Raw genomic sequence first — 26209 nt, forward strand, 5'->3', positions numbered from 1 at the left:
TGCCATGCAGCTTGTTTCGGATCCTTGGCGAGCCGCGCTTGATCCCGATGTGATAGCGGCGCTGGCAGCACGCTTTGGTACGCAGCTGCACACCAGCGACGCGATGCGGGTGCAGCACGGGTCGAGCGAGGCGCATTTCGCGCCGGTGCTTCCTGATGCGGTCGTCTTCGCGCGGTCGACGCAGGATGTGGCGGATCTCGTCGCGATCTGCGTGCCGGCTCGGGTCCCGATCGCGCCGTTCGGCGCGGGTACGTCGATCGAAGGCAATGCGGTGCCCGTGCGCGGCGGCATCAGCCTCGACATGAGCGAGATGAACCGGATCGTCGCGGTGAACGCGGCCGATTTCGATTGCACGGTCGAAGCCGGCGTCAGGCGCGAGCAGCTGAACGAGCATCTGCGTGACCTGGGGCTGTTCTTCCCGATCGATCCGGGCGCGAATGCGACGATCGGCGGCATGGCCGCGACGCGGGCAAGCGGCACCAACGCCGTCCGCTACGGCACGATGCGCGAGGCGGTGCTGAACCTGACGGTGGTGACGCCGGAGGGGAAGGTGATCCAAACGGCGCGGCGCGCGCGCAAATCGGCCGCGGGCTATGACCTGACGCGGCTGTATGTCGGCGCGGACGGAACGCTTGGCGTCATCACCGAAGTGACGGTGCGGCTGCACCCGATCCCGGAAGTGATTTCGTCCGCGACGTGCGGCTTTGCCTCCATCGACGGGGCGGTGGAGACGGTGGTGCAGGCGATCCAGCTCGACGTGCCGCTGGCGCGCGTCGAACTGCTGGACGACATGCAAATCCGCGCCGTGAACCGGTGGTCGAAGCTGGACCTGCCCGAGGTGACGACGCTGTTTTTCGAGTTCCACGGCTCGCCTGCCGGGGTGGAAGAGCAGGTGGAAACGGTGCGCGCACTGGCCGCGGCGAACGGCGGTGGTGAGTTCGCGTGGTCGAACCTGCCGGAGGAGCGCAGCCGGCTGTGGAAGGCGCGGCACGAGGCTTATTATGCTGCGATCGCGCTTCGGCCGGGCGGCGTCGGCTGGACGACCGACGTGTGCGTGCCGATCAGCCGGCTTCCCGAGTGCATCGTCGCGACCAAGGAGGATTTGGCGCAAGCGAATGTGCCGTCGACGATCGTCGGCCATGTCGGGGACGGCAATTACCACGTGATCTTCTCGCTCGACCCGAACAGCGCAGACGAGCGGGCGCAGGTCGAAGCGATCAACGCGCGCATTGTCGAGCGTGCGCTGGCCGCGGATGGCACCTGCACGGGCGAACATGGCATCGGTTTGGGCAAACAGCCGTGGCTGGTGCGCGAGCTTGGCGAGGCGGTGGACGTGATGCGCGCGCTCAAGCGGACGCTTGATCCACACGACCTCTTCAATCCCGGAAAGATCTTCAGCCTATAGCAGCAGCAGCGCCGCGCCGAGCGACAGCAGGAGCGCAGCGATCGAGGAAACGATGATCGCGAGCAGCGGGCGCGTGCCGGTTTCCAGGAGGGAGCTCATCGGGGCGCGGATGCCGGTGGCGGCGACGGCGCAGGCGAGGCAGGCGGTGGCGATATCCTGCGCGCTGCGGCTTGCGAGTGGCGGGACGAGGCCGAGCGAGTTGATGCCGGCGAAGACGAAGAATCCGACGACGAACCAGGGAAGGGTGATCCCGGTCTTCTTGCCATCCTCCGGCCGGAAGAAGGCGGCAACGAGCGCCAGCACCGGCGCGAGCAGTGCAACGCGGGTGAGCTTGACGATGGCGGCGACCTGGCCGGCGCTGTCCGAATAGCTGTACCCGGCGCCGAGCGCCTGGGCGACGTCATGGATCGAGGCGCCGAGCATGAAGCCGGCCTGACGATCGCTGAGCCCGAGCTGATGCGCGAGCGTGGGGTAAAGGAACATCGCGGCGGCGCTGGCGGCGGAAATGCCGACGAGCACGAGCGCGAGCTGGGCCTGATTGGCGCGCTTCTCGCCCAGCGTGGTCGCGAGGGCCAGCGCGGCGGAGGCGCCGCAGATGGCAACCGCCCCGCCGGCGAGCGTGCCAAAGGCACTGCCCATGCCGGTGGCGCGGGCAACAAGGACACCGACACCGAGCGTCGCGAGCAAGATGATGACCACGGCAAGCAACGTCAGCGGGCCGAGCCCGACGATCTGGCCGAGCGTGATGCGCGCGCCCACCAGCACGATGCCGACGCGAAGCAGCGTCTTGGACGCGAAGTTCAACCCCGGCGCCATGCGCGGATCCGCGCCGAGAAAGTTCAAGGCGAGACCGATCAGCAGGGCCATGAGCGTGAGCGGCGCGGCATAATGATCAGCGACGAATGCTGCCGCCATCGTCGCGAGCACCGCCACGACCAGCCCGGGAATGAGATCCCGCCAGCTGCTTTGCGGATCGGGTTCCAGATCATTGTAGAGATCGGCTGCAAGCGGCAGCGTGGGATAGTTGGTCATCGCTTTCCGTTCACGCACCGGCTGCCCCCGGTCTTGCTGATTCACGAGTTTTGCGCGTCATCATAGAAGTGCCGCCACGCCGCGTGGCGGTCAGTTCGTGCGAGCCCTCATGCCCGATGGTTATGGCCGACACCGGCGAAGACTGCCGCATGCACGCTGTCGGTGCGGTAGAATACCGGCGGCTGGCCTATTGGCGCCGCCACTTCGACGGTTGCGCCACCGGCGAAGGTTTCGCCCGACCAGATGTGCCGCCACTCGGCCCCGGCCGGCAGATACGCGCGCCACCGCTCCGCGCCCGCCTCGATCACCGGCGCGACGATCAGGTCGCGGCCATAAGCGAATTGCGTCTCCACGCCCCAGCAGGTCGCGTCATCCTCATAGTCGAGGAACAGCGGACGCTGCAGCGGCAGGCCGGTCGCCGCCGCTTCGCGGCACAGTTCCGCAACATAGGGCGCCAGCGCCGCGTGCACCTTCGTCATGGCGACGAAATGCGCCAGCACCTCGGCGTCGCCATCCAGCTGAAGGTTTGTGTCGGGCCGATTGCCCTCATGGCTGCGCATGATCGGCGAGAATGCCGACAACTCGCTCCACCGCATCAGCAGCTCGGCGGTGCGGACATTGTCGTACAGGCTGGTGTATCCGCCCAGATCGCTGTGGTGATAGGCATTGCCAACCAGGCCGGAGGACAGCGCCCCTCGGATCACCGTGCCGATCCCGTCATGCCGCGTGAAATCGACGCTCTGGTCGCCGGCCCACAGCAGCGGGCAATATGCGCCCACGCCGCTGAACCCGGCGCGCATGAAGAACAGCGCATCGCCCGTCTTCCCGCGCGAGGCGATCGCGCGCGCATTCACCTCGGCCCAGATCGTCGGCCAGGCATTGTGCGCCAGCATCCCGTCGGTGCCGTCGAACAGGCGAACGTCGGTGGGGAGGTACTCGCCGAAATCGGCCATCCAGCCCGACAGCCCGAAATCCAGCATCTCGCGCCCGATCACGCGATCGGCGAACCAGTCGGCGGCGGCGGGATTGGTGAAATCGACGATCCCGCAATCAAATTCGCCGAAATCGACCAGATACGGCTCATCGGCGTCGAGCTTAAGCGCGAGATACCCCGCCTCCGCCGCCTCGACATACAGCGATCCGTCGACCGCCAGATACGGGTTCACATAGCCAAGAAAGCGAATGCCGCGTTCGTTCAGCTCGGCGATCTTCTGGCGCAGATGCGGATAGCGCGCCTCGTTCGCCTTCCAGTCCCAGAACAGCCGCTTGCCGAAACTGGTGACGCGAAGCCCGACCCAATCCTCGCACCACAGGCCAGTGACCACCGCGCCCGCCGCGATGATCTTCTCCATCCGGTCGAAGCTGTTGGCGCCGTCCTTCAGCCCCAGGATCGCGCCCGAATAGGCCCATTCGGGCAGCAGCGGCTGGCGCCCGAACCGCGTCGAAAGCTGCGTCACCAGATCGGCAAAGCGCGTCGCGGCGAACAGCTCGATCCGCGCCGGCACCTCCCACACCTCGACCGCGGGCGCAGCAGCATCGCGGAAGTCGAAGCAGCTATAGGCCGTCGTATCGACGTGCAGCGCATAGCGCCGCGACGAGAGGTACGTCGGCTGCGGATAGTTGGTGTTCCAATAGTCGCCGCCCGAACGATGGTCGCGATCGCACTGGAACGTCAGCAGCGTCGACTTGTCGCGCCCGACGCCGGGCTCCGACGTCCACATCGGGAAGCGCCGCCCCGCCATGTCGACATAGGACATCTGCTCGCCGCCGCCCCACAGCCGCTCGCCCGCCGCACCGACCATGTTGAGCCACAGGCGGTTGAGCGCCGGATCGAGCGCTTCCAGATGCAGCGCATCGTCACGCAACGTCAGCGTCAGCAGCGCGCGCCCACCGGCGGACAGCGTGACGGTGTCGCCAGCGACGCTCGCCTCGCGCAGCGCGATCCGCTCGTCGACGCGGTCCTCCAGGAAGTAATTGCCGCGGTACATGTCGACCAGCGGCCGCCCCGCACCGACGAACAGCGCAGGCGCGTCGGCGCGGTGGCGAATGACCAGCGCCTCGCCCGCGAAGATATCGAAACCGCTCTCCGCGGGGCGAAGCGTCACCGTCATTCAAAAGCCTCCGGGGAAGGTTGTTACAGCGTCAGCGGGCCGTGCTGCAGCTTGGGAAGCACATGGCGCGCGAACAAATCGGCCTCCGCGGCATGCGGATAGCCCGACAGGATGAACGCCTCGATCCCCATGTCCTGGTACATGCGAAGCTTGGCGAGCACCTGGTCGGGATCACCGACGATCGCCGCGCCGCAGCCCGAGCGCGCCCGGCCGACGCCGGTCCACAGGTTGTCCTCGGCATAGCCGTCGTCGCTGGCATTCTCGCGCAGCGCGGCCTGTGCCGCGACGCCGGTCGACTGGGTGTCGAGCGACTTGTTGCGGATCGCCTCGCCCTGCGCCGCATCCAGCTTGGACAGCAGGCGATCGGCGGCGGCACGCGCCTCGCTCTCGGTCTCGCGCACGATGACATGCGCGCGATACCCGAACTTCAGCGTGCGGCCGTGCTTGGCGGCGCGCGCGGTCATGTCGTCGATGATCGACTGCACCGCTTCCCGCTTGTCGGGCCACATCAGATACACGTCGGCGCCCTGCGCCGCGGTCTCGCGAGCGTCCGGCGACAGGCCGCCGAAATACAGCGGCGGGCACTTGCCCGACACGGTGGTGACGGCCGGCGGGTCCAGCTTCAGCTTCCAGAACTCGCCCTGGTGGTCCAGCGGCTCGCCGTTCAGCATGGTCTTGAGGATCTGCATCGCCTCCAGCGTGCGGGCATAGCGCGGCGCCGACGCGAGCGTTTCGCCCGGCAGGTCGGAGGAGATGATGTTGACCGTCAGCCGCCCGCCCAGGATGCGGTCGATCGTCGCGATCTGGCGCGCCAGCTGCGGCGGCCAGCTTTCGCCGATGCGCACCGCCATCAGCAGCCGGATACGCTTCACCATCGTCGCGATCGCCGCGGCAAAGGCGGTCGTGTCGATGCCCAGCGCATAGCCCGACGGCAGCAGGATATTGTCGAACCCGCCGCTCTCGGCCTGAAGCACGATGTCGCGGCAATGCTCCCAGCTCGACTTCAGCTTGGGATCGGGAACGCCGAGAAACTCGTAATCGTCATCGCACAGCGCCGAAAACCAGCTGACTTCGCACTGTTTATTGGTCGAACCGGTCACGGCAAACGCTCTCCCATGCTGGCTTGAAGGACGGCGTACCATTCCCCGCGCGTCCATTGTGGTTTGTAGGCGTCGGGGATCGTCGCGATCCGCGACACATTCTGCGTGCCGACGATCGGGATCGGGCGCGCTGGGTGCGCCATGATCCAGCTATAGGCGGCGGCGGCGCGGTCAACGCCCGCCTCATGCGCCTTCACGTCGAGCAAGGCGGCAACGGCACGCGCGCGCTCGTCGGTCGGATCGGCCAGGCGACCACCGCCCAACGGCGACCAGGCCAGCACCGCCATGCCACGCTGCATTGCCTGGTCGAACAGGCCGTCGAACAGCGGCTTGATCGCCAATGCCGAGAATTCCGGCTGATGGCTGACGACCGGCACGGTCAGATATTCGGCCAGCGCCGCGGTCTGGCTTGGCGTATGGTTCGACACGCCGATCGCGCTGATCTTGCCCGCGACACGCGCATCGTCCAGCGCGCGCGCCACTTCCTGCGGATGCGCCAGCAGGTCCGGGCGGTGGATCTGATACAGGTCGATCTTCTCGCAGCCCAGCCGGCTCAGCGACGCGTCGATCGCCTCGGCCAGATAGGTCGCGCCCGAATCATACGGCACGCCCATGCGGATGCCGCCCTTGGACGCCAGCACCATCTTGTCGCGCAATGCCGGTGCCTCGGCGAAGACGCGGCCCAGCAGCGCTTCTGCCGCGCCGAAATCCTCGTCATTGTCGGGGCCATAGATGTCGGCGGTGTCGAACAGCGTGACGCCGGCATCAAACGCCGCCTCGACCAGTGCGCGGGCGGCGGCGACGTCGGTGCCGCGGAAACGCCACATGCCCCAGGCGATGGTGCTGATGGTTAGGCCAGTGTCACCCAGGGCGACGGAGCGAGCGGGAGAGGGGAGATAAGACACCGTTGTCCTATACCGATCACAAGGGGTGGGTGAAAGAGGCTGAGCAGCAATGCGGCTGCGAAGAACGGCGTGCTTACGCCGCCTTGGCGATCTCCAGCCGCGGCACGAGCAGGTGGATGAAGAGCAGGGCGACGAGATACGAACCGCCGCAGATCAAAAGCAGCGGCGTGTAGCCGTGGCCGTTGTCGAGCGACCAGCCGGCAAGCTCGATCATCCCCATGCCGGAGAGGTTGCCAGCGAAGGCTCCAATACCGATCGCGGTCCCGATGACGCGCGGCGCGAACATGTCCGCCGTCATGCCGAAGACGTTGGTCGAGAAGCCCTGGTGCGCGAAGAGGCCGAGGCCGAGCAGCGCCGCGGCGACCCATGGATCGCTGGTCAGCAGCAGGGTGGGGACGGGGAGGATCAGCAGCGCGTAGAGCAGCATCGAGCCCTTGCGCGCGGCATTGATGCTGACGCCGCGCGAGAGCAGCCAGGTCGGCAGGATGCCGCCGGTGAGCGAGCCCATCGCGGCGAGGAAATAGATCATCGCGATCGGCAGGCCGAGCGTCCCCTGGCTCATGCCGAACAGGCGGTGGAACAGATCGGGCATGAAGAACAGGAGGAACCACCAAACCTGATCGCTGAGCGCCTTGGCGGCAATCACGGCCCATTGCCGGCGGTCCTTGAGCAGTGTGCGCCATGGCACGCTCGCGCCCTCTTCACCCGGCGCCGGCTGGTCCGATTCTACGGCAGGGCGCGGTGCGACGAACAGCCAGGCGATGACCCAGACGAGCCCGAGCCCGCCGGCGATGAGGAAGGCGGCGCGCCAGCCGAGCCATAGCGCGAGTGCGGGGATGGTGAGCGGCGCCACCACCGCGCCGAAGTTCGACGCCATGTTGCCGATGCCGAGCATCAGCGAGCGCTGCTTTGGCGGGAAATAGGTGGCGGCGGTCTTCACCTGCGCCGGCGTGCCGATCGATTCCGCCGCGCCAAGCGCCGCACGGACAGCGACGAAGCCGCCCACGCTGCTGACGAAGGCGTGCGCCATGCCGGCAAGGCTCCATGCGCCGACGCCGATCGCGAAGCCGCGGCGCAGGCCGATGCGGTCGATGAACCAGCCAGTGCCAAGGAAGGCGACCGCCGCGCTGAACTGGAAGGCGGAGGCCATGTGGCTGTAGTCACGATCGCTCCAGCCGAATTCCGCCTGCAGCATCGGCTTCAGCAGCGCGATGATCTGTCGATCGACGTAGTTGAGCATGATCGCGGCGAAGGCGAGCGCCACGATCCACCCCCGACGGGCGTTAGTGATCGTTTCATCCATCGCCGTGCTACTCCCTCACCATAGGACAGCGGTGTCATCCCCGCGCTGGATCGTCAACTGCCGGGCGGCGCGGTGGAGGCGCGCACGACCAGGCTATGCTCGATCCGGCGCGAGGAGGATGCATCCTCGCCGGCAAGCAACTGGTCGGTAGCCGCATCGGCGAGCGCGCGGACCGGCTGGCGAATGGTGGTGAGGGGCGGCCAGACGAGCTGCGCGGTGGGACCGTCGTCGAAACCCGCGACCGACAGACAGCCCGGCACCGTCACGCCGCGCTGGTGCGCAGCAGCGAGCACGCCCGCCGCCATGTCGTCGCTCGAGGCGAAGATGGCTGTCGGCGGGTTGGGCAGCGAGAGAAGCGCGGCACCCGCGGCCTCACCCGAGGCAACGTCGAAGCGCCCTTCCTGGATAAGGTCTTCGTCGCTCTCGATGCCGGCGGCGGCGAGCGCGCGGTGGTGGCCGGCCAGCCGCTGCTCCGAGGCGGCATAGCTGCGATCGCCGACGACGAAGCCGATCCGGCGGTGGCCGAGCGTGATCAGATGCTGCGTCATGTCGAAGGCAGCCGCTTCATTGTCGATGAGGACGCTTGGCCCTTCCTCCATGCGGGTGCCGGGCTGAAGACGGACGAAGGGAATGCCCCGCCGGTTAAGTTCGCCGAGCACGCGCTGGTCGTCGCACGCTGGCGGGGCAAGCACGAGCCCATCGGGGTGCGCCTGATCGATGAGGGCGACGATATCCTCCAGCAGCGTGGGCGAGGCACGATCATAGGGCTGGGCGATCATGCGGATCTTGTCGCGCGCGCAGCGTTCGCGAACGCCAAGCTGGATCTCGTACACGTACCAGGGATTGGGATTGTCGCAGATCAGCGCGATCTGGTGCGAGCGGTGGCCGGCAAGCGCCCGGGCCGCCTGGCTCGGCTGGAAGGCGAGTTCATCCATCACGGCGCGAACGCGATCGCGCTTTTCGGCGCTGACATATTGCTGATCGTTGATGACGCGCGACACGGTCTTGATCGACACGCCAGCGAGCCGGGCGACATCGCGGATCGTGGGCCGATGTCGATCGATGCCGAGGCTGGCGGGAGAAGCGGCCGCGTTCGGGGGCATATCCATTGCTTGCCGTGTAGGGCGCCGGCGCTGCCGTGTCACAGAAGATCGTGGTGAGCGAGCGTGCGTCAATGAACCGAAGCCATTCCCAGGGATTGTTACGGCATGCGACGGTTCGCCCGCCGCATCCCTCTTTTATCTACTTGGGGAGAAATGCCATGGCCGAAGTTCGCAAGGACGAAACCGTCGTGGTCCAGCGTTCGAGCTTCAACGTCGGGCAGATCATCGCTGCGATTGCACTGCTTCTGCTGGTGCTGGGGTTGCTGAAGTTCATTGGCGTCTCGCCGATCTGATCCGAATTATCGCTCGCTGCTGCTGATCGAGGCGCCGCTGCGCGATAGATAGTCGACGATCAGCGGTACCTCGCCCGGCGCCAGCGGAGCGTGATACGTGTCGCGCATCTTCTCGACGATCGCCTGCCATTGCTCGCGCTTCAGCGGCGGCTGGGTCAGCACCATGCTGGCCGAGTGGCAGGCGAGGCAACGCTGGTTGACCAGATCGGCGTGCGGTCCGGCGGGAAAGGTCGCATCGTCGGTCACCGGCTCGACGCTGGTGGAGGTGAGGGTGAAGCCGTTCGAAGCGACGCTGCTGGCGGGCGCAACCGCGCTGGCGCGTGCGGGCTCGGCAGGGCGATGGCGTGTGCCGAGCAGCACTGCGACAAGCAGGGTGGCGAGCAGGAGGACGCCGACGATCGCACCGGTGGAGGGCGCGCGCATCAGGTGAGCGCCACGGTGACGGGTTCGACGCAATTGCGCATATAGCCGCCGGGGTTCCAGTTCGGCTCCATCGGCTGCATCTCGCCGCGCGTGTTGGTGCAGCGGGACATCAAGCGGACGCGCCCACGCCGAGGTACGCCGATCCGCCCGACAAAGCGACGGAAGCCGTATTTCCCTTCATCGGGACCAAGCTTCGCCTCGATCCAGTTGCGGCCATTGTCGCCGGAGATGTGGACGGCGGTCACCCCGGTGTCTCCGCCCATCGCGATCCCCTCGATCGGCAGCACCGGATCATATCCATAGGCAGCGCCGTCGCTGAGGCTGGTGATCCACGACCGCGGGTTCATGCGGTTGATCGGCTCGCTGGGAAAATCCTTTGTCCCGGGGGCGACATGCGCACGCGGTGTCTTGGGGATCTTGTAGGCCTTCGCCATCCAATAGCCCTCGTCGGCGCTCTCGAGCACCTCGATCGAGTCGACGGTCTTCATCCAGTATGTGGAATACCAGCCGGGCACGACGATGCGCACCGGGAAGCCGTTCAGCAGTGGCAGTTGCTCTCCGTTCATGGCGAAGGCGAGCATCACCTCGCCATCACGTGCATGATCGATGGCGAGTGACTTCTCGAAGTCGGGGGCGCCGGGCACCGATGGCTTGTCGAGCGCGCCGACCCGTATCGCGACAGCACCTGCACGGACGCCGGCAAGATCGAGCAGGTGGCGAAGCGGGACGCCCATCCACTTCGCATTGCCCATCGCCCCATGGCCCCATTGCGCGCCGGGCACGCGCGGCTGGAACAGCCCCCGCGAATTGCCGGAGCATTGATTGACCGCGGCAAGCTCGATCCGCGGCATCCGCAGCAACTGGGCGAGCGAGATCGACAGCGGCCGGTTCACCGCGCCGAACAGACGGATGCGATAGGCCTCGACGTCGATCGCGTTCGGCATGTCGCCCCAATGCCAGCGGACGTAGAAGCGGTCGTTCGGGGTGAAGAGGTTCTGCTGGAAGACCTCCATCGGTGTCTCGAGCAGCGCGGGGCGCGCGCGCTGCAGGATCATCGTCCCCTTTTGCGGAAAGTCGCTGGTGAGCGGCCGCGCCCCCGCGCCGCGGGGGAGGCTGAGGTCGACGTCGGCGGCAAGCGCCCGTGCCGCGATCGTCGCAGCGGCACCGCCGGCACCTGCCGCGAGCAGCCGGCGGCGAGTCAACGCCTTCGCCAGCGGGAAATCGAACCGGTCCATCACGCCCCCTGTTGCGCCCCCGTCGCGGATGGCGCGGTTTCCACCACCCGCACTTCCGCGAGGCTGCACGCCTGCACCAATCCTGCGTCCGCTAGCGTATCGGTGACGAGGAAGTCGATATCGCCAAGATCACCGACACGCACCGGCGCCGGGCGACCGAGCTTCGAGGAGTCCAGCGCCAGGATCACCTGACGCGCCTGTGCAATGATGGTCTGCGAAACGCGGACCTCGTCGATATCGAAATCGAGGAACGTCCCGTCGGGCTCGATCGCGGAGGCGCCCACCAGCGCGAAATCGACCTTGAAGCCGCGGATGAAGTCCATCGCCAGGGCGCCGACCACGGCGCGATCGCTGGCCCGCACGCGGCCACCAGCGGCGATCACCTCGATCGATGGGCACTCAGCGAGGATGTCGACGACGTTGAGGTTGTTCGTGATCACCATCAAATTGCGGTGGCCGGTGAGATGGCGGGCAATCGCCTCGGTGGTCGAACCGATGTTGATGAAGAGGCTGGCGCCATCAGGAACCAGTGCTGCCGCCGCAGCGCCGATCGCGGCCTTCGATTCCGCCGCGACGTGGCGACGCTCGGCGTAGCGCAGGTTGTCGACGCCGGAGGTGATGATCGCCCCGCCATGAACGCGTGCCAGCATCGCGCGATCAGCGAGCAGATTCAAATCTTTGCGGATCGTCTGCGGGGTGACGCCTAGCTGCTCGGCAAGCGAATCCACAGAAACGCTGCCGGTGTGGCGCGCGATCTCCAGGATCGCCCGGTGGCGGGCGGCTATGACGTCGGTGCCCGGCGCGCTCATGCCGTCTGCCGCGACGTATTGGCGAAATAGGCGTCGAGCGCCGTCGCGGTACCCGGGGGGGTGTGGAGGCCGAGCTTGCTGCGTCGGTAAAGCACGTCCTCTGACGTCCGCGCCCATTCGTTGGCGACGAGATAATCGACTTCCGCCTGGTAGAGATCGCCACCGAATGGCCGGCCGAGATCTTCAACGGTCTGCGCTTCGCCCAGCAGCCGATCGACGCGGGTGCCGTAGGCGCGGGCGAGGCGGCGCAGAAGCGGGGCGTCCAGGCCGGGACGCGCGGCCTGCAGCGATGCGACGAAGCGGTCGAAGTCAGCATCCGGCATGTCCCCACCGGGAAGCGTGGCGCCCGCTGTCCATGAATTGCCGGCATCCGGGAAGAAGGGAGCGAGCTCTTCGAGCGCGTGTTCGGCGAGCTTGCGATAGGTCGTTATCTTGCCGCCGAAGATGCTCAGCATAGGGGCCCGCCCTTCGCCGGCGTCGAGGTCGAGCACGTAATCACGGGTGACGGCCGAGGCGTTCGACGACTTGTCGTCATAGAGCGGCCGGATACCGGCGTAGGTCCAGCGGATATCACTCTCGCTAACTGGCCGGGCGAAGTAGCGCCGCACCGTTTCGAGCAGATACGTGGTTTCGTCAGCGCTGATCGACGCCTTGGCCGGGGGCTCGTTCCACACCTCGTCGGTCGTGCCGACGAGCGTGTAATCCTGCTCGTACGGAATAGCGAACACGATCCGGCGGTCCGGGTTCTGCAGCATGAACGCGTGATCGCCGTGATACAGTCGCGGCACGATGATGTGGCTGCCCTTGACCAGCCGGACGCCGCGGTCGGTGCGCGCGTCGGGTACGCGGCCGAGCACGTCCGCAACCCAAGGGCCGGCTGCGTTGACGAGGACGCGGGCGCGTACCTCGCGCTCGTCGCGTGCATCGGCAATGGTAGCGATCCAGCCGCTGTCCGTGCGACGGGCGGACACCATCCGCGTGCGCGTTTCGATCCGGGCGCCGCGGGCAGCAGCATCCATGGCGTTCAGCACGACCAGACGGCTGTCTTCCACCCAGCAGTCAGAATAGACGAACGCCTTGCCCGAAGGCGTCGCGAGCCCGTCGCCAAGCGGCGAGCGTTCGAGCCGCACGGTGCGGGTGCCGGGCAGCTTCTCTCGCCCGCCGAGATGATCGTAGAGGAAGAGGCCGAGGCGAACCATCCAGGCCGGACGCGGCGACTGCGTTTGCGGCAGGACGAATTCGAGTGGCCAGATGATGTGGGGCGCCATGCCGAGCAGCCGCTCCCGCTCGATCAGCGCCTCGCGCACCAAGCGGAACTCGCCATATTCGAGATAGCGCAGGCCGCCATGGATCAGCTTCGTGGAGGCGGACGAGGTGTGGCTTGCCAGATCGTCCTGCTCGACCAGCAGCACCGACAGGCCGCGGCCCGCCGCATCGCGAGCGATGCCCGCGCCGTTGATTCCGCCGCCCACGATCAGCAGGTCGACCGTGCCGCCGTCGGCACTTCCTACGGCGCTTGCCGCCATCATCTTTGCTCCGAACTGGTGTAGGCAACATAGGGAAGCGGTCAGCAAATGAAAGCGTTGACGTTCGTACGAAAGCGCGCGAGGTTCGTTTCGAAAGTCGATGGAGGTGTAAATGGCGTCCCACATTCTGGTGATCGATCAGGGGACGACCTCTACGCGTAGCGTGCTGTTCGATGATGCCGCGCGCCGCGTCGCGATCGCGCAAACCGAGTTTGCGCAGCATTATCCGGCGCATGGCTGGGTGGAGCATGATCCCGAAGACATCTGGCGCGACACGCTGGCGACCGCGCGTGAGGCGATCGAGAAGAGTGGGGTGTCACTCCAGGCAATTGCCGCGATCGGCATCACCAACCAGCGCGAAACGGCGGTGATCTGGGACCGCGCCACTGGCGTGCCGATCCACAATGCCATTGTCTGGCAGGACCGGCGCGGCGCGGCCTTGTGCACGCAGCTGCGCACGGACGGCGTTGAGGATCTGATCCGCGCCCGCACGGGCCTGCTGATCGATCCCTATTTCTCAGCCACCAAGATAGCGTGGATGCTGGACAATGTGCCGGACGCGCGGGCACGCGCCGAGCGCGGCGAGCTCGCGTTCGGCACGATCGACAGTTTCCTCTTGTGGCGGCTGACCGGCGGGAAGGTGCATGCGACCGACGTCACCAACGCCAGCCGCACGATGCTGTTCGATATCCATCGCAGCAGCTGGGACGAGGAATTGTGCCGCGCGATCGGCGTGCCGATGTCACTGCTGCCGGAGGTGCACGACAATGCGCACCTCTACGGCACCACGGATGCCGACCTGTTTGGCGCGCCGATCCCAATTGCCGGGATGGCAGGGGACCAGCAATCCGCCTTGTTCGGTCAGGCCTGCTTCGATCGCGGGACCGCCAAATCGACCTATGGCACCGGTTGTTTCATGTTGCTCAATACCGGCGCGGAGGCAGTGGAATCGAAGCACCGGCTTCTGACGACACCCGCCTATCGGCTGGGCGGCAAGACCATCTATGCGCTGGAAGGCTCGATCTTCGTCGCCGGCGCGGCGATCAAGTGGCTGCGCGACGGCATCGGCATCATCACGCACGCCAGCCAGACCAACGACATGGCGACGCGCGTCGCGGACAGCCACGGCGTCTATATGGTGCCGGCCTTCGTCGGGCTTGGCGCCCCGCATTGGGACCCGGAGGCGCGGGGCTCGATCCACGGGCTGACGCTGGATACGACGGCGGCGCACCTGGCGCGGGCGGCGCTGGAGGCGGTGGCCTACCAGACGCTCGACCTTGCCGAAGCCATGGCGGCCGATGGCGGCGGCCGGCCAAAGCTGCTGCGTGTCGATGGTGGCATGGCCGCGAACGACTGGCTCTGCGGTTTTCTCGCGGATCTCACCGACATGACGGTGGAGCGGCCGACCGATCTGGAGACGACCGCGCGTGGCGCGGCCTTCCATGCGGGACTGGCGACTGGTGTTTGGTCAGGCCTCGACGAACTGGCTGGCCTGTGGTCCCGGGAGCGCAGCTTTGCGCCGTCGATGAGCCCCGAGACGCGGGCGCCGCTCGTCGCTGGCTGGCACGATGCGGTCCGGCGGACGCTGAGTCAGCTGCACGAGGGCTGACGCGCTCAGACCTCGGGCGTGTGCGCGGCGTAGCCTGAGGCGCCGAACACGCGCAGATAACGCGCGATCTCCGCCGGGTCGCCGGATGCCTTGGCGGGGTTGTCGGATAGTTTGACCGCCGGCCGGCCGTTGGCGCTGGTGACCTTGCAGACGAGCGAGATGGGCTCCAGCCCCGGATGCCCGTCCGGATCACAACCGCGAAAATCGTTGGTGAGGTTGGTACCCCAGCCGAAGCTGGTCCGCACGCGCCCCGCGAAGTGGTGACGGACGCGCTCGATCGACTCGACGTCCATGCCGTCCGAGAAAATCAGAAGCTTCTCGCGTGGATCGCGGCCCTTCTCCTGCCACCAGGCGATGATCTCCTCGCCCGCCTCGACCGGGGGCGCACTGTCCGGGCGAAAGCCGGTCCAGTCCGCGACCCAGTCGGGCGCGTCGGTGAGGAAGCGGCTGGTGCCATAGGTGTCGGGAAGGACGATCAGCAGGTTGCCGGCATATTGGCCGCGCCATTCCTCCAGCACCTGATAGGGTGACTGGGCGAGGGCCGCATCGTCGGGCGCGAGCGCGGCCGCCACCATGGGTAGTTCGTGCGCATTGGTGCCGATCGCCTCGAGATCATTGTCCATCGCGAGCAACACGTTCGACGTGCCGATGAACCGATCGCCAAGACCTTCCTTCAGCGCCTCGACGCACCAGCGCTGCCACAGGAAGCCGTGCCGGCGCCGGGTGCCGAAATCCGAGATGGCGAGATCGGGGAGTGCGCGCAGCCGCTCGACCTTGGCCCAGAGCTTCGCCTTGGCGCGCGCATAGGTGACGTCGAGCGCGAACCGGCCCTTGCCGTGGAGCGTCGCCCGCGCGCGCAATTCGTTAACGATGGCGAGCGCCGGGATTTCCCACATGGTGGTGTCTGTCCACGGGCCGGCAAAGCGCAGCTGGAACTGGCCGTCCGCACGCGACAGTTCATATCCCGGCAGCTGGAAATCGGCGAGCCAGGCGAGGAAATCGGGCGCGAACATGCGGCGCTCGCCGTAGAAGCTGTTGCCGGCGAGCCAGATCAGTTCCTTCTTCGTGAAGCGGATCGTGCGGGCGTGATCGAGCTGCGCGCGAAGCTCGCCCTCGTCGATGATGTCGGCGAGCCGAACGGCGCCGGACCTGTTGATCAGTTCGAACGTGACGTTCACGTCGCGGTGCAGCCGCCAGATCATCTGCAGCATCAGCAGCTTGTAGAAATCCGTATCGAGCAGGCTTCGGACGATCGGATCGAGCCGGAAGGCGTGATCGTAGGTGCGGGTTGCGATGTCGGTAACGGCCATGATCAGGCGAACGGATCAGGCGCTGCTGCGGTTGCCGTTCGCCACGCTCAGGCCGGCTCCATCACCGACAGGATGTCATCGACCTTGCCGACCGCAAAGGCGCTATACTCGTCGCCAATCGCATAGGGCAGCAGGATGTTACGCTTATGGCGAAGCGCGCCGCAGCTGTAGGTGACGTTCGGGACATAGCCGCCGCGCTGCTCGGCGCTGGGGAACAATAGGGGCGAGGGCGTGCGTGCCAGCACCTTCGACGGATCAGACTTGTCGAGCAGGCAGGCGCCGACGCAATAACCGCGGATCATCCCCACGCCATAGGTGAACACCAGCCAGCCTTCGTCGATTTCGATCGGGGAGCCGCAATTGCCGAGCTGAACGAACTCCCAGGGATATTTCGGAGCCATGATCCGTTCCCCTTCGTCCCAGTGGCTGATATCGTCCGACCGCAGCAGCCAGATGTTCTCGTTATCCTGTCGGCCGAGCATGACGAACTTGCCGTCGATGCGCCGCGGAAACAGCGCCATGCCCTTGTAGGCCGTCATCGCCCCCGTCAGCGCGCGCATCTGGAAGGTGCGAAGGTCAACCCCGCGCAGCAGCTCCTGCGTGGCCTTGACGCCGTCGAACGCAGTGTAGGTGCCAATCACGCTCTTGGAGCCATCATCGTCGGTGAAGTTCACCATGCGCAGGTCCTCAACGCCCTGTCGTTGGCTTGGGAGAACCGGGAAGATGACGGTTTCGGACACGTCGTCGCTTTCATCGCACATCAGATGCGACCACCCGTCGATGACGCCATCGAGCCGCGGCGGTGTGCCGTGCTGGCTCGCGGGATCGATCACCACGTCGGTCCCGCCGTCCCAGGTTCCGGTGCGGAAGGTGACGGATGAAATATGGCCCTCACCGATCCCGCGTAGTGAGAGGAGGAACGGCATCTTGTCGTCCGTCACGTCGGCGTCTGGCAGGCGCACGATGCTGGGATTGAAAAGCGCCGCGGATTCAAAGGCATATTCCTGGCTGAAATAGGCGCCGATCAGCAGTCGATCAGTTTCCGACAGCGACGGATCAAGGCCGATCTCCTCGCAGACCGAATTGAAGCGGCGCAGGAACGTCTCGTCCGCATTGTCGTGTCGTTCGTGCATCGGGATGGCAAGCAGGGTGCGCATCCGCCGTCGCATCGCCGGGCTGAGTGCGAGGAGCCGCTGCACCACCTCCTGCATGCGCGGCGGCCGGCCACGCGCGAACGCTTCGGGATAGGCGAAGCTGAACGGGCGGATGACGGTGCGGGACGGATCGGGCTTCAGCTCGAGGGGAAGCTTGGTGAATACGTCCGCTGCCTTCATCCGATATCCTCCCAAGTGCGCCCCGATGCGCAAGGTAACGGGCGGACGGCGGAACGGCTCCCGCTGCCGAGCGCGATTTGCATTGTACGCCATCGCGCGTTTCGATTACAGGCGCCGCCGGATCCGGGCGTGCCCGGGCCCGAAGATCGCGCCGGTGCCCTTTGACGGGGCTGAAAACGGGAATGCGGTGCGAGGGGCGTGCCCCTCAATTCCGCGGCTGTCCCTGCAACTGTAAGCGGTGAGTGAGAAGCACAGGCGCCGGCGGTCTCGTCCGGCCAGCCACTGGGATGATCCCGGGAAGGCGTGTTTCGAGCGACGACCCGCGAGCCAGGAGACCTGCCAGCGCTGTCGCTCATGTCTCGCGCTCAGGGGATGGCGGAGGCACGGATCTCTTCCGTTCGAGCGACGAAAGGCCGCGGGCGAGCATCTGTTCGCCTCGGTCCTAGTGCTGCGCGGCCACGGGGCTGCGATCGGCGCACGTCGCCCGGGCACCCGCGTTGCCCACCGTCGTGCCCCGGCGTCCGCCAAAGCGCGGGCGGCCCCGACCGCGCGTTCGGGAACTGACGCGGGGAAGAAGATCATGATGAAGCCGCTCGTGTCCCTGTTCGCACTCGTTGCAGCCACACCGGCACTCGCCCAGAGCAATCCCACCCTGCCGACCACCGACGCGAGCGGGAACGATATTGTCGTCACGGGATCGCGCTCCGGCGACAGCGTCGAGGTGCGTAACCTGCCGGCATCGGTGACGCTGCTGACCGCGGCGGACCTGGAAGAGCGGCAGACGCGTATCGTTTCCGACGTGCTGCGCGACGTGCCGGGCGTGGCGGTGAGCCGCACTGGCGGTGTCGGTGGCGTCACCCAGGTGCGGCTGCGCGGCGGGGAGAGCAACCACGTGCTGGTGCTGGTCGACGGGATCGAAGCGTCGGACCCCTATCAGGGCGAGTTCGATTTCGGCACGCTGATCGCCGACGAAGCGGCGAAGATCGAGGTGCTGCGGGGCCAGCAATCCTCGCTTTACGGCTCGGACGCGATCGGGGGCGTGATCCAGTACATCACGCTGACCGGGCGCGAGGCGCCGGGGATATTGCTCCGCGCGGAAGGCGGATCGTTCGGCACCTTTGCGGGCGGCGCACGGGTTGCGGGGTTCAGCGATACCGCGGACTATGCGTTGTCGAGCTCGATCTACCGCACCGATGGCACGCCCAGCGCGATCGGCGGCAGCCGCAATGTCGGGGCAACCAGCATCGGTGCGAGCGCGAAGCTGAGCTGGACGCCGTCCGACACGTTCAAGCTGATCGGCGTCGGGCGCTACGGCTATACCGATGCGCTGACCAACGACAGCGACAATGATCCGGCAAGCCCGCTATTTGGCCAGACGATCGACAGCCCGGGCGTCCATTCGCGCAGCGAGGCCTTCTATGGCCTGGCGCGGGCGGAATTGTCGCTCGCAGATGGACGCTGGACCAACGCCCTCACGGGCCAGTTTTCCGATACGACGCGCGAGAATTTCACGGCTGCGGGGCTCGATTTCGGCGACAAGGGCCGGCGGTACAAGGTCACGTTCGAGACGAGCTATCGCTTTGGCGATGATCGCGTCGCGCACCGGCTGACTGGCGCGGTTGATTACGAGCGGGAGGAGTTTCAGAACACCACGCCCGGCGGCTTCGCGTTCAACGGGCGGCGCTCGACGACCAACTGGGGGTTTGTCGGCCAGTATGAAGTGACGGTCGACGATGCGCTGTCCGCCGGAGCCAGCGTGCGGCAGGACGAGAACGACCGGTTCGAGGACGTGACCACCTGGCGCGCGCAGGCCGGCTACCGCCTGCCAATCGGCCTGCGGCTGCGCGGCGCCTATGGCACGGGCGTCAAGAACCCGGGCTATTACGAGCTCTTCGGCTATTCCGACGGCCGCTACATCGGCAATCCGGATCTGAAGCCGGAGAAGTCGGAAGGATGGGAGGCCGGCGTCGATCAGGAACTGGCCGGCGGCAAGGGGACGATCGGCGTCACCTATTTCGATAACCGGCTGAAAAACGAGATCTACATCGCCTATCCGGCCCCTGCGTTCGACGCGACGCCGCTGAATCGCACCACCTTGTCGAAGCAGCATGGCGTCGAGCTCTTCGCCTCCGCGCGGCCGATCCCGCAGATCAAGTTCGACCTGGCCTATACCTATCTGAAGGCGCGCGAGAATGGCGTCGACGAGGTTCGGCGCCCGCGGCATGTGGCCAGCCTCAACACGACGATCTTCAGCACCGACCAGCGCTTCTCCGGCACGCTGACCGTGCGGTACAACGGCCGCCAGACGGACGTGACGTTTACCGACCCGACCTATGCGACATCACCTTTGGTGGAGCTGCAGGAGTTCGTGCTGGTGAACCTCAACGCCGAATATCGTCTGTCGGATCGCCTGTCGCTGTTCGGCCGGATTGAGAACCTGACCGACGAGGATTATCAGGAGATCTTCAGCTTCGCCGCGGCCGGACGGGCTGCCTATGGCGGCGTGCGGGCACGCTTCTGATGATGGGCTGGGCCGGCGCGATGCGCGTCCGCAATCGCGCGGGTTCAGCGCAGCTGCGCCGCGATCGACCGGGCGGCGCGGACGTAGGCGGGGCCGCCACAGACCGTCCAGGATTGCGGCAGGCGGATGCGGGGAATGGATGCGAGCACCGGGTGGTGCAGCATCTCCGTTCCCTGATCGCTGATCCGGTCGGTCTCCGTTTCCACCACCAGATAGTCGGGCTGCGCGCGAGCCAGTTCCTCGAGGCCGATCCGCGACAAGGCGGGCTTGCCGAGCGAGACGGCGAGATTGCGCAGCCCGACGTGGCGCAGCAGTTCGTCGACGAGCGTGCCGGCGCCGGTGAGATAGCCACGCCGCTGGTAATAAGCCGCCGTCCGGCCGCGCCCGGCACCCGTCGACACCGTACCAAGCTGTGCATTCATGTGTGCAATCAGTGCTTCGCCGCGCGCCGGATGACCGACGGCGGCAGCAATCGTACGCACTTGGTCGATGATTTCGGCGTAGCTGTTCGCTGGCGGCACATCGAGCGTGCGGGCGCGGCCGCGCAGCGCGGTAGTGGCAGCATCGACGCGGCCAGGCGCTGCGACGATGAGGTCCGGCCGAAGCGCCAGCACATCCTCCGCGCCGCCGCGCGTGATCGGATAACGCCGCGCCTGCGCCGCGTCCGCCGACATCGAGGGATCGCGGGCGTTGCGCGACAAGGCGACGATCTGGCCCCGATCGGCGAGCGCCATCAGATATTGGTCGGCGCACAGGTTGAGCGACACGATGCGCTTAGGCGTCGGTGCTGGCGCTGCGGCGATCAGGGTGGGCATCAGCAGGATGGCGAGCAGGCGGCGCATGGCAGCGCTTTGCCCCGCTTGGCGGCGGCGCGCTAGACGATGGTGGTGACTCGCCCCTGGCTCTGGCCCTTGTTGATCGTGATGGTCGTCCTCGCCGCGATGCTGGGCGTGGCGATCGGCAGCACGACCATCCCGCCGGCGCGGCTGCTGGCGGCATTGGGCGGCTGGGGCGATCCGATCGAGCGGGCCATCGTGGTCGAGCTGCGGTTGCCGCGTGTGATCCTTGGACTCGCCGTCGGCGCGATCCTGGGCCTGGGCGGGGCGGCGCTGCAGGGATATCTGCGCAATCCGCTGGCAGAGCCATCGGTGCTGGGCGCATCGAATGGCGCTGCGCTGGGCGCGGTGGTGGCGCTGTATTTCGGGCTGGCGATCGCGAACCCGGTGGTGCTGCCAGTGCTGGCGATCACGGGCGCACTGCTTGCGCTGTCGTTGCTGTTCGTGCTGGCGGGGCGATCGGAAAGCGCGCTGACACTGATCCTGGCGGGCATCGCGGTATCGACGCTGGCGGGGGCCGGGATCAGCCTGGCGCTGAACCTGTCGCCCAACCCCTTCGCGGCGATGGAGATCACCACCTGGCTGCTCGGCAGCCTGGAGGATCGATCGTTCCAGCATGTCGCCATCGCCCTACCGTGCGTCATGGCGGGGATGCTGCTGCTCGCGGGACAGGGGCGGGCGCTGGATGCGCTGACGCTCGGGGAGGACGGCGCGGCGGCGCTGGGCGTGAACCTTCGTGCGGTGCGGCTGCGGCTGCTGCTGGGGGTGGCGATCGGGGTGGGCGGCGCCGTGGCCGTGTCGGGCGCAATCGGCTTCGTCGGGCTGATCGTGCCGCACCTGGTGCGCCCGCTGACCGACCGCAGCCCGTCGGCGGTATTGTGGCCGAGCGCGGTGGCGGGGGCGGCGCTGCTGACGCTCGCCGATGTGGCGGTTCGGGTGATCCCGGCGAGCAACGAGTTGAAGCTCGGCGTGGTGACCGCGTTCCTCGGCGTGCCGGTATTCCTGATCCACCTGATGCGGGAGCGGCGCCTGTGGTGAGCGTCGCAACCAGTGCATTGACGGTCAATCTTGGCCGCCGAACGGTCGTTCGCGGTATCTCCGTGAACATGGATGGCGGCCAGTTGATCGGCATTCTCGGCCCGAACGGTGCGGGGAAGTCCACCTTTGTACGCGCCTTGCTGGGTTTGCTGCCGCATGAGGGCACCGTGAGCATCGACGACGCGGATCGCGCGTCTCTGCCCGGCCATGAAGTGGCGCGGCGGATCGCCTATCTGCCGCAGGGGCAGGTGCTGCATTGGCCGGTGACGGTGGAGCGGCTGGTGGCGCTGGGACGGCTGCCGCACTTGGCGCCCCTGTCGCGGCTGGGGGACGAAGACCGCGCGGCGATCGAGCGGGCGCTGGCGCGGACGGACGTGGCGCATCTACGCGCGCGGGTGGCGACGGAACTGTCCGGGGGCGAGCGGGCGCGGGTGTTGCTGGCGCGGGCGCTGGCGGTGGAGGCGCCGGCGCTGATCGCGGACGAGCCGCTGGCGAGCCTCGACCCTGCGCACCAGATCGAGGGGATGGAGCTGCTGCGCGCCGAGGCGGATGCCGGCGCGCTGGTGATCGCTGTGCTGCACGACCTGACGCTGGCGGCGCGCTTCTGCGATCGGGTGCTGGTGATGGCGGACGGCGAGCTCAAGGCCGATGGCGCCCCCGGGGCGGTGCTTACGCCCGCGCTGCTCGCCGACGTCTATGGCATCGCGGCGCGATACGTCGATGGCCTGATCGTTCCGCTGGACCGCCTGCGCTGACCCCGCTTCGCTATTGCGAATAATTCGCATAGACGCTAGCGGAGGCCATCAGCCTGCTGCTGCGGGCGAAGAGGGTTTTTCATGCAGGCGAGCGACGCGACGGTGACGGGTGAACAGCGGGCGACCCGCGGTGCCGCCAACCGTCCGGATTCGCCGGCCGGTGCGCAGCGCGCCAAGCGCAAGGTGCGCGCGGCGTGGCTGAAGCAGCTCCACATGTGGCATTGGGTGAGCGCGGCGGTGTCGCTGGCCGGCATGCTGCTGTTCGCGATCACCGGCATCACGCTCAATCACGCTGCCTCGATCGGTGCTGAGCCGAAGGTGACGCAGGTGGAGGCGGTGCTGACGCCCCAGGCGCTGGCCAAGCTGCGCGGTGACCATGCCGCGGACGCGCAATTGCCAGCCGACGTTGCCACGGTGGTGCGCGACAAGGTGGGGCTGGACCCCGCCGGGCGCGCCGGCGAGTGGTCCGACACGGAAGTCTATGTCGCCATGCCGGGCCCGGGGCGCGACGCCTGGGTGAGCATCGATCGCGAGAGCGGCAAGATCTCGGCCGAGACGACGTGGCGCGGCTGGATCTCCTACCTCAACGACCTGCACAAGGGCCGCAACACCGGTGACGCCTGGTTCTGGTTCATCGATGCCTTTGCCGTTGCCTGCATCATCTTCACGCTGACCGGGCTGCTGCTGCTGCAGCTTCATGCCCGGCATCGCCCGTCCACCTGGCCACTGGTGGCGACGAGCCTGCTCGTGCCGCTGCTGCTCGCCATGTTCCTGATCCACTGAGCCTGTTTGTTCCGGGAGGTTCCATGCGCCCTGCCTATCTGCTGCTAGCCGGCGTCATCAGCACGCCAGCGACCGCGGCGACCGTTACGATCACCATCCCGCGGCTGAAGGTGGCGGAATATCACCGTCCCTATGTGGCGGGCTGGCTGGAGCCGGCGGGGGGCGGCGCGGCGCGCACCGTCTTCGTCTGGTACGACATCAAGAAGGGCGGGGCGGAGCCGGGCACCAAGTGGCTGGCGGACCTCCGCAGCTGGTGGCGCAAGGGCGGCCGCAACCTTTCCCTGCCGGCCAATGGCGTGAGCGGCGCGACGCGCGCGCCGGGCACCTATCAGGTGCCGCTGCCGGCGGACCTCAAGCCCGGGCAATATGTGCTGAACATCGAGGCCGCACGCGAGACCGGCGGGCGCGAGCTGGTGCAGGTGCCGATCACCGTGCCGGGCAAGGGCGGCACCGCCACCGGCAAATCCGAACTCGGCACCATTACCGTCCGCTAAGAAAGGGACCCTCTATGCGCATCCGCACCATCGTGCTGGCGGCCGCTGCTGCCATCACCGCCGCGACGCCCGCGCTGGCGCATCGCCAGTGGCTGCTGCCGTCGACGACGACGCTGGCCGACACCAACCAATATGTGACGGTGGATGCGGCGGTTTCGAACGACCTGTTCTACGCCGATCACGTGCCGATGCGCCCCGAGCAGATCAAGGTGTGGGCGCCGGACGGCACGCCCGCGACGATCGAGAATGCGTCGACGGGCAAATATCGTACGACCTTCGACGTGAAGATCGACAAGCCGGGCACGTGGAAGATCGGCACCGAGATGAATGCCGTGAACGGCAGCTTCAAGCTGAACGGCGAAGACTGGCGCGTCGGCGGCCGCCGGCCGCCGATGGGCGGCGCAGGCGCAGGGGCGGGCGGCGCTGGTGCTGCCGGCGCGCCGGCACGGCCGATGCCGAAGTTCGTCGCGAGCCCGGCGGAGATCCCGGCCGGCGCCACCGACATCAAGCTGACCGAGGTGATCGGCACCAACGCGGTGTTCGTGACCGCGGGCCCCGCCACCGAGGGCGCGTTCAAGCCGACCGGCAAGGGGCTGGAGATGCAGCCCATCACGCACCCGAGCGCGCTGGTGGCGGATGAGGACGGCCAGTTCCGCTTCCTCGTCGACGGCAAGCCGGCGGCGGGCGTGAAGGTGACGGTGGTGCCGGGTTCGAAGAAGTTCCGCGACAGCGAGGAAGCACAGGAGCTGACCACCGGCGCGGACGGCGTGCTGCGTGTGAAATGGCCGGTTCCCGGCATGTACTGGATGAGCGCGACCCTGACCGACGCCAAGCCGAGCGCGCCGCGCGCGACCGAGCGGCGGATGACCTATACCACGACGCTGGAAGTGCCCGCGCCCTGACGCGGCGCCACTTGCCGGCAACAGGGATGCGCCAGCGATGAGCGGCGAGGGCGCGGGCGCGGGTGGCGGCATATCGCCGCGCATCGCGGTGGGCGCGATCGATCCCGCCGCGATGGCGGGCTGGGATCCGACGCTGCCGATCGTCGAGCTTGGCGGCGCGACCATGGGAACCGGGTGGCGGGCGATGTTCGCCGCGCCGCCCGCCGTGGATCGCGGCCAGCTGCGCGGAGCGATCGTGGCGCTGCTCGATCAGCTGGTGGCGGAGATGAGCCATTGGGAGCCCGATTCGGCGCTCGGCCGCTTCAACCGCGCGGCGCCGGGCAGCTGGACCGCGCTGCCGCCCGACTTTGCGACCGTGATCGCCGCTGCGCTCGACCTCGCCGCGCAAACCTTCGGCGCGTTCGATCCGGCGATCGGCGCGCTGGTGGATCTGTGGGGCTTCGGTCCGGTCCCCGCCGCGGGGCGCCCCGACGATGCTTCGGTGCGCGCGGCGCTTGAGCAGGGGGGCTGGCAGCGGCTGCACTTCGACCCCGCGGCGCGGCGATTGTTGCAGCCGGGCGGGCTCCGCCTCGACCTGTCAGGCATCGCCAAGGGGCATGGGGTGGACCGCGTGTCGGCGCTGTTGATGGAGCGTGGCGTGCGGCACAGCCTGGTTGAGATCGGGGGCGAGTTCGTCGGACGCGGGATGCGGCCGGATGGCGATCCCTGGTGGGTGGAGCTGGAGACGCCGGCCGGCGAGGTGAGGCCGATCCGCGTCGCGCTGCATCAACTGGCGGTCGCGACATCGGGCGATTACGTGCGCGGCAAGCATACGATCGATCCGCACACTGGCCGGCCGGTCCATCACGCGCTGGCCGTGAGCGTGATCCACCGTTCCGCGATGCTGGCCGATGCCTGGGCGACAGCGCTCAGCGTGGTCGGGCCGGAGGATTTCCTGCCGCTGTCCGAGGCGCACGGCCTTGCTGCGCGAGCGCTGATCCGGACGGACGGCGGCGTGCGGGAGCTTCTGAGCCCGGCCCTGCAGGCGATGATCGCGGATTAGGATGACGCAGCCGATCGCACGCCCGAGCGTTCTAGAGCGGGGCGAATAGGAGGCGACATGGAAATCCTGAAACTGCCGCCCGGACAGCCGGCGCCAAGCGACGGTGATTGCATCCGAATCCAGCAACTGGCCGACGACAAGTTCGAACTGAGCGGATCGGTGCTGCTGAGCTGCGGCGATGGCGATGCCGCCGATTCGGTCTCGCTCGTCGGCGGCGAGCCCTATCCGAGCTATGACGATGCGGAAGCCGCAGGGCTTGCCTGGCTGACCGAGCATTGCCCCGAACGCGTATTCATCGCGCGATCGGCGGGCACCGCGCCGCTGCCGGACATGGTCTAGG

The 26209-nt window shown here is 67.4% G+C and carries 24 protein-coding genes and 1 riboswitch; of the genes, 11 read left to right on the plus strand and 13 right to left on the minus strand.

From position 1 onward, the window contains the following. The first annotated feature begins 4 nt into the window (after nucleotides 1-4). Nucleotides 5-1405: an FAD-binding oxidoreductase gene (locus tag ACH0CP_RS00965; RefSeq protein WP_294442984.1), complete on the plus strand. Its 1401-nt coding sequence runs from the start codon at nucleotides 5-7 to the stop codon at nucleotides 1403-1405. Here ACH0CP_RS00965 and ACH0CP_RS00970 read toward each other — a convergent pair. From ACH0CP_RS00970 to ACH0CP_RS00995, 6 genes are all read right to left on the minus strand, one after another. Next, the gene (locus ACH0CP_RS00970; RefSeq protein ID WP_294442985.1) at nucleotides 1400-2437 is read right to left on the minus strand and encodes a YeiH family protein; all 1038 of its coding nucleotides are present in this window, start codon (nucleotides 2435-2437) and stop codon (nucleotides 1400-1402) included. The two genes, ACH0CP_RS00965 and ACH0CP_RS00970, sit on opposite strands and share 6 nt — an antisense overlap. Nucleotides 2438-2544: 107 nt before the next feature. Further along, the gene (locus ACH0CP_RS00975; RefSeq protein WP_406875411.1) at nucleotides 2545-4548 is read right to left on the minus strand and encodes an alpha-glucosidase; all 2004 of its coding nucleotides are present in this window, start codon (nucleotides 4546-4548) and stop codon (nucleotides 2545-2547) included. Nucleotides 4549-4571: 23 nt separating this feature from the next. Then, nucleotides 4572-5648, minus strand: a complete 1077-nt coding sequence (locus tag ACH0CP_RS00980) for an LLM class flavin-dependent oxidoreductase (RefSeq protein ID WP_241212617.1) — start codon at nucleotides 5646-5648, stop codon at nucleotides 4572-4574. Then, on the minus strand, nucleotides 5645-6553 hold the full coding sequence (locus tag ACH0CP_RS00985) for an aldo/keto reductase family oxidoreductase (RefSeq protein ID WP_406875410.1): 909 nt from the start codon (nucleotides 6551-6553) through the stop codon (nucleotides 5645-5647). Before ACH0CP_RS00985 ends, ACH0CP_RS00980 begins: the two co-directional genes overlap by 4 nt. A 73-nt stretch (nucleotides 6554-6626) precedes the next feature. Continuing rightward, nucleotides 6627-7856, minus strand: a complete 1230-nt coding sequence (locus ACH0CP_RS00990) for an MFS transporter (protein WP_294443402.1) — start codon at nucleotides 7854-7856, stop codon at nucleotides 6627-6629. Nucleotides 7857-7909: 53 nt separating this feature from the next. Further along, the gene (locus ACH0CP_RS00995; RefSeq protein WP_294443401.1) at nucleotides 7910-8959 is read right to left on the minus strand and encodes a LacI family DNA-binding transcriptional regulator; all 1050 of its coding nucleotides are present in this window, start codon (nucleotides 8957-8959) and stop codon (nucleotides 7910-7912) included. Nucleotides 8960-9117: 158 nt separating this feature from the next. Between ACH0CP_RS00995 and ACH0CP_RS01000 the strand changes: the two genes are divergently transcribed. After that, nucleotides 9118-9252, plus strand: a complete 135-nt coding sequence (locus tag ACH0CP_RS01000) for a hypothetical protein (protein ID WP_294443400.1) — start codon at nucleotides 9118-9120, stop codon at nucleotides 9250-9252. Between the two features lie 6 nt (nucleotides 9253-9258). Here ACH0CP_RS01000 and ACH0CP_RS01005 read toward each other — a convergent pair whose 3' ends face one another. From ACH0CP_RS01005 to ACH0CP_RS01020, 4 genes are read right to left on the minus strand one after another with little or no spacing between them, the layout of a single operon-like run. Then, a complete protein-coding gene (locus ACH0CP_RS01005) occupies nucleotides 9259-9675 on the minus strand; it encodes a hypothetical protein (RefSeq protein ID WP_294443399.1) in 417 nt (138 codons plus the stop codon). Then, nucleotides 9675-10910 (minus strand): molybdopterin-dependent oxidoreductase, encoded by a 1236-nt coding sequence (locus tag ACH0CP_RS01010; RefSeq protein WP_406875409.1) that lies wholly within the window; start codon nucleotides 10908-10910, stop codon nucleotides 9675-9677. The genes ACH0CP_RS01005 and ACH0CP_RS01010 overlap by 1 nt, the downstream gene beginning before the upstream one ends. Further along, entirely contained in the window at nucleotides 10910-11719 is an 810-nt protein-coding gene (locus ACH0CP_RS01015) for a DeoR/GlpR family DNA-binding transcription regulator (protein ID WP_406875408.1), read from the minus strand. Before ACH0CP_RS01015 ends, ACH0CP_RS01010 begins: the two co-directional genes overlap by 1 nt. Beyond that, nucleotides 11716-13245 carry a glycerol-3-phosphate dehydrogenase gene (locus ACH0CP_RS01020; RefSeq protein ID WP_406875407.1) on the minus strand — a complete coding sequence of 510 codons (1530 nt, stop codon included), beginning with the start codon at nucleotides 13243-13245 and terminating at the stop codon, nucleotides 11716-11718. The genes ACH0CP_RS01015 and ACH0CP_RS01020 overlap by 4 nt, the downstream gene beginning before the upstream one ends. Before the next feature lie 112 nt (nucleotides 13246-13357). Between ACH0CP_RS01020 and glpK the strand changes: the two genes are divergently transcribed. Next, entirely contained in the window at nucleotides 13358-14854 is a 1497-nt protein-coding gene (glpK, locus tag ACH0CP_RS01025; protein ID WP_294443394.1) for a glycerol kinase GlpK, read from the plus strand. Nucleotides 14855-14859: 5 nt separating this feature from the next. Here the strand turns inward: glpK and pncB are convergent, their stop codons facing one another. Then, a complete protein-coding gene (pncB, locus tag ACH0CP_RS01030) occupies nucleotides 14860-16164 on the minus strand; it encodes a nicotinate phosphoribosyltransferase (RefSeq protein WP_294443393.1) in 1305 nt (434 codons plus the stop codon). 47 nt (nucleotides 16165-16211) lie between these two features. Beyond that, nucleotides 16212-17498 (minus strand): glycoside hydrolase family 130 protein, encoded by a 1287-nt coding sequence (locus ACH0CP_RS01035; protein WP_406888917.1) that lies wholly within the window; start codon nucleotides 17496-17498, stop codon nucleotides 16212-16214. A gap of 135 nt (nucleotides 17499-17633) precedes the next feature. After that, nucleotides 17634-17857, plus strand: a riboswitch (cobalamin riboswitch). Nucleotides 17858-18078: 221 nt separating this feature from the next. Here ACH0CP_RS01035 and ACH0CP_RS01040 point away from each other — a divergent pair. Next, entirely contained in the window at nucleotides 18079-20019 is a 1941-nt protein-coding gene (locus ACH0CP_RS01040) for a TonB-dependent siderophore receptor (RefSeq protein WP_294443390.1), read from the plus strand. Between the two features lie 44 nt (nucleotides 20020-20063). Here the strand turns inward: ACH0CP_RS01040 and ACH0CP_RS01045 are convergent, their stop codons facing one another. Further along, a complete protein-coding gene (locus ACH0CP_RS01045) occupies nucleotides 20064-20861 on the minus strand; it encodes an ABC transporter substrate-binding protein (RefSeq protein WP_294443389.1) in 798 nt (265 codons plus the stop codon). An 81-nt stretch (nucleotides 20862-20942) separates the two neighbouring features. Here ACH0CP_RS01045 and ACH0CP_RS01050 point away from each other — a divergent pair, with 81 nt between their 5' ends. The 7 genes from ACH0CP_RS01050 to ACH0CP_RS01080 all read left to right on the plus strand — a co-directional run bounded on the left by ACH0CP_RS01050 (nucleotide 20943) and on the right by ACH0CP_RS01080 (nucleotide 26208). Further along, the gene (locus ACH0CP_RS01050) at nucleotides 20943-21893 is read left to right on the plus strand and encodes a FecCD family ABC transporter permease (protein ID WP_406875435.1); all 951 of its coding nucleotides are present in this window, start codon (nucleotides 20943-20945) and stop codon (nucleotides 21891-21893) included. Then, a complete protein-coding gene (locus ACH0CP_RS01055; RefSeq protein WP_294443385.1) occupies nucleotides 21887-22648 on the plus strand; it encodes an ABC transporter ATP-binding protein in 762 nt (253 codons plus the stop codon). Before ACH0CP_RS01050 ends, ACH0CP_RS01055 begins: the two co-directional genes overlap by 7 nt. An 81-nt stretch (nucleotides 22649-22729) precedes the next feature. Further along, nucleotides 22730-23431: a PepSY-associated TM helix domain-containing protein gene (locus tag ACH0CP_RS01060; RefSeq protein ID WP_294443384.1), complete on the plus strand. Its 702-nt coding sequence runs from the start codon at nucleotides 22730-22732 to the stop codon at nucleotides 23429-23431. A gap of 23 nt (nucleotides 23432-23454) precedes the next feature. After that, nucleotides 23455-23925 carry a DUF2271 domain-containing protein gene (locus tag ACH0CP_RS01065; protein WP_294443383.1) on the plus strand — a complete coding sequence of 157 codons (471 nt, stop codon included), beginning with the start codon at nucleotides 23455-23457 and terminating at the stop codon, nucleotides 23923-23925. A gap of 14 nt (nucleotides 23926-23939) precedes the next feature. Beyond that, entirely contained in the window at nucleotides 23940-24827 is an 888-nt protein-coding gene (locus ACH0CP_RS01070; RefSeq protein ID WP_294443382.1) for a DUF4198 domain-containing protein, read from the plus strand. Nucleotides 24828-24864: 37 nt separating this feature from the next. Next, complete coding sequence (locus ACH0CP_RS01075) at nucleotides 24865-25869, plus strand: FAD:protein FMN transferase (RefSeq protein ID WP_294443380.1); 1005 nt, start codon at nucleotides 24865-24867, stop codon at nucleotides 25867-25869. Between the two features lie 57 nt (nucleotides 25870-25926). Next, a complete protein-coding gene (locus ACH0CP_RS01080; RefSeq protein ID WP_294443379.1) occupies nucleotides 25927-26208 on the plus strand; it encodes a hypothetical protein in 282 nt (93 codons plus the stop codon). Nucleotide 26209: the final 1 nt, after the last annotated feature.

Origin of the sequence: Sphingomonas sp. 179-I 2A4 NHS, from assembly GCF_045369135.1 — a bacterium.
In the GTDB taxonomy this organism is placed as follows: Bacteria; Pseudomonadota; Alphaproteobacteria; order Sphingomonadales; family Sphingomonadaceae; genus Sphingomonas.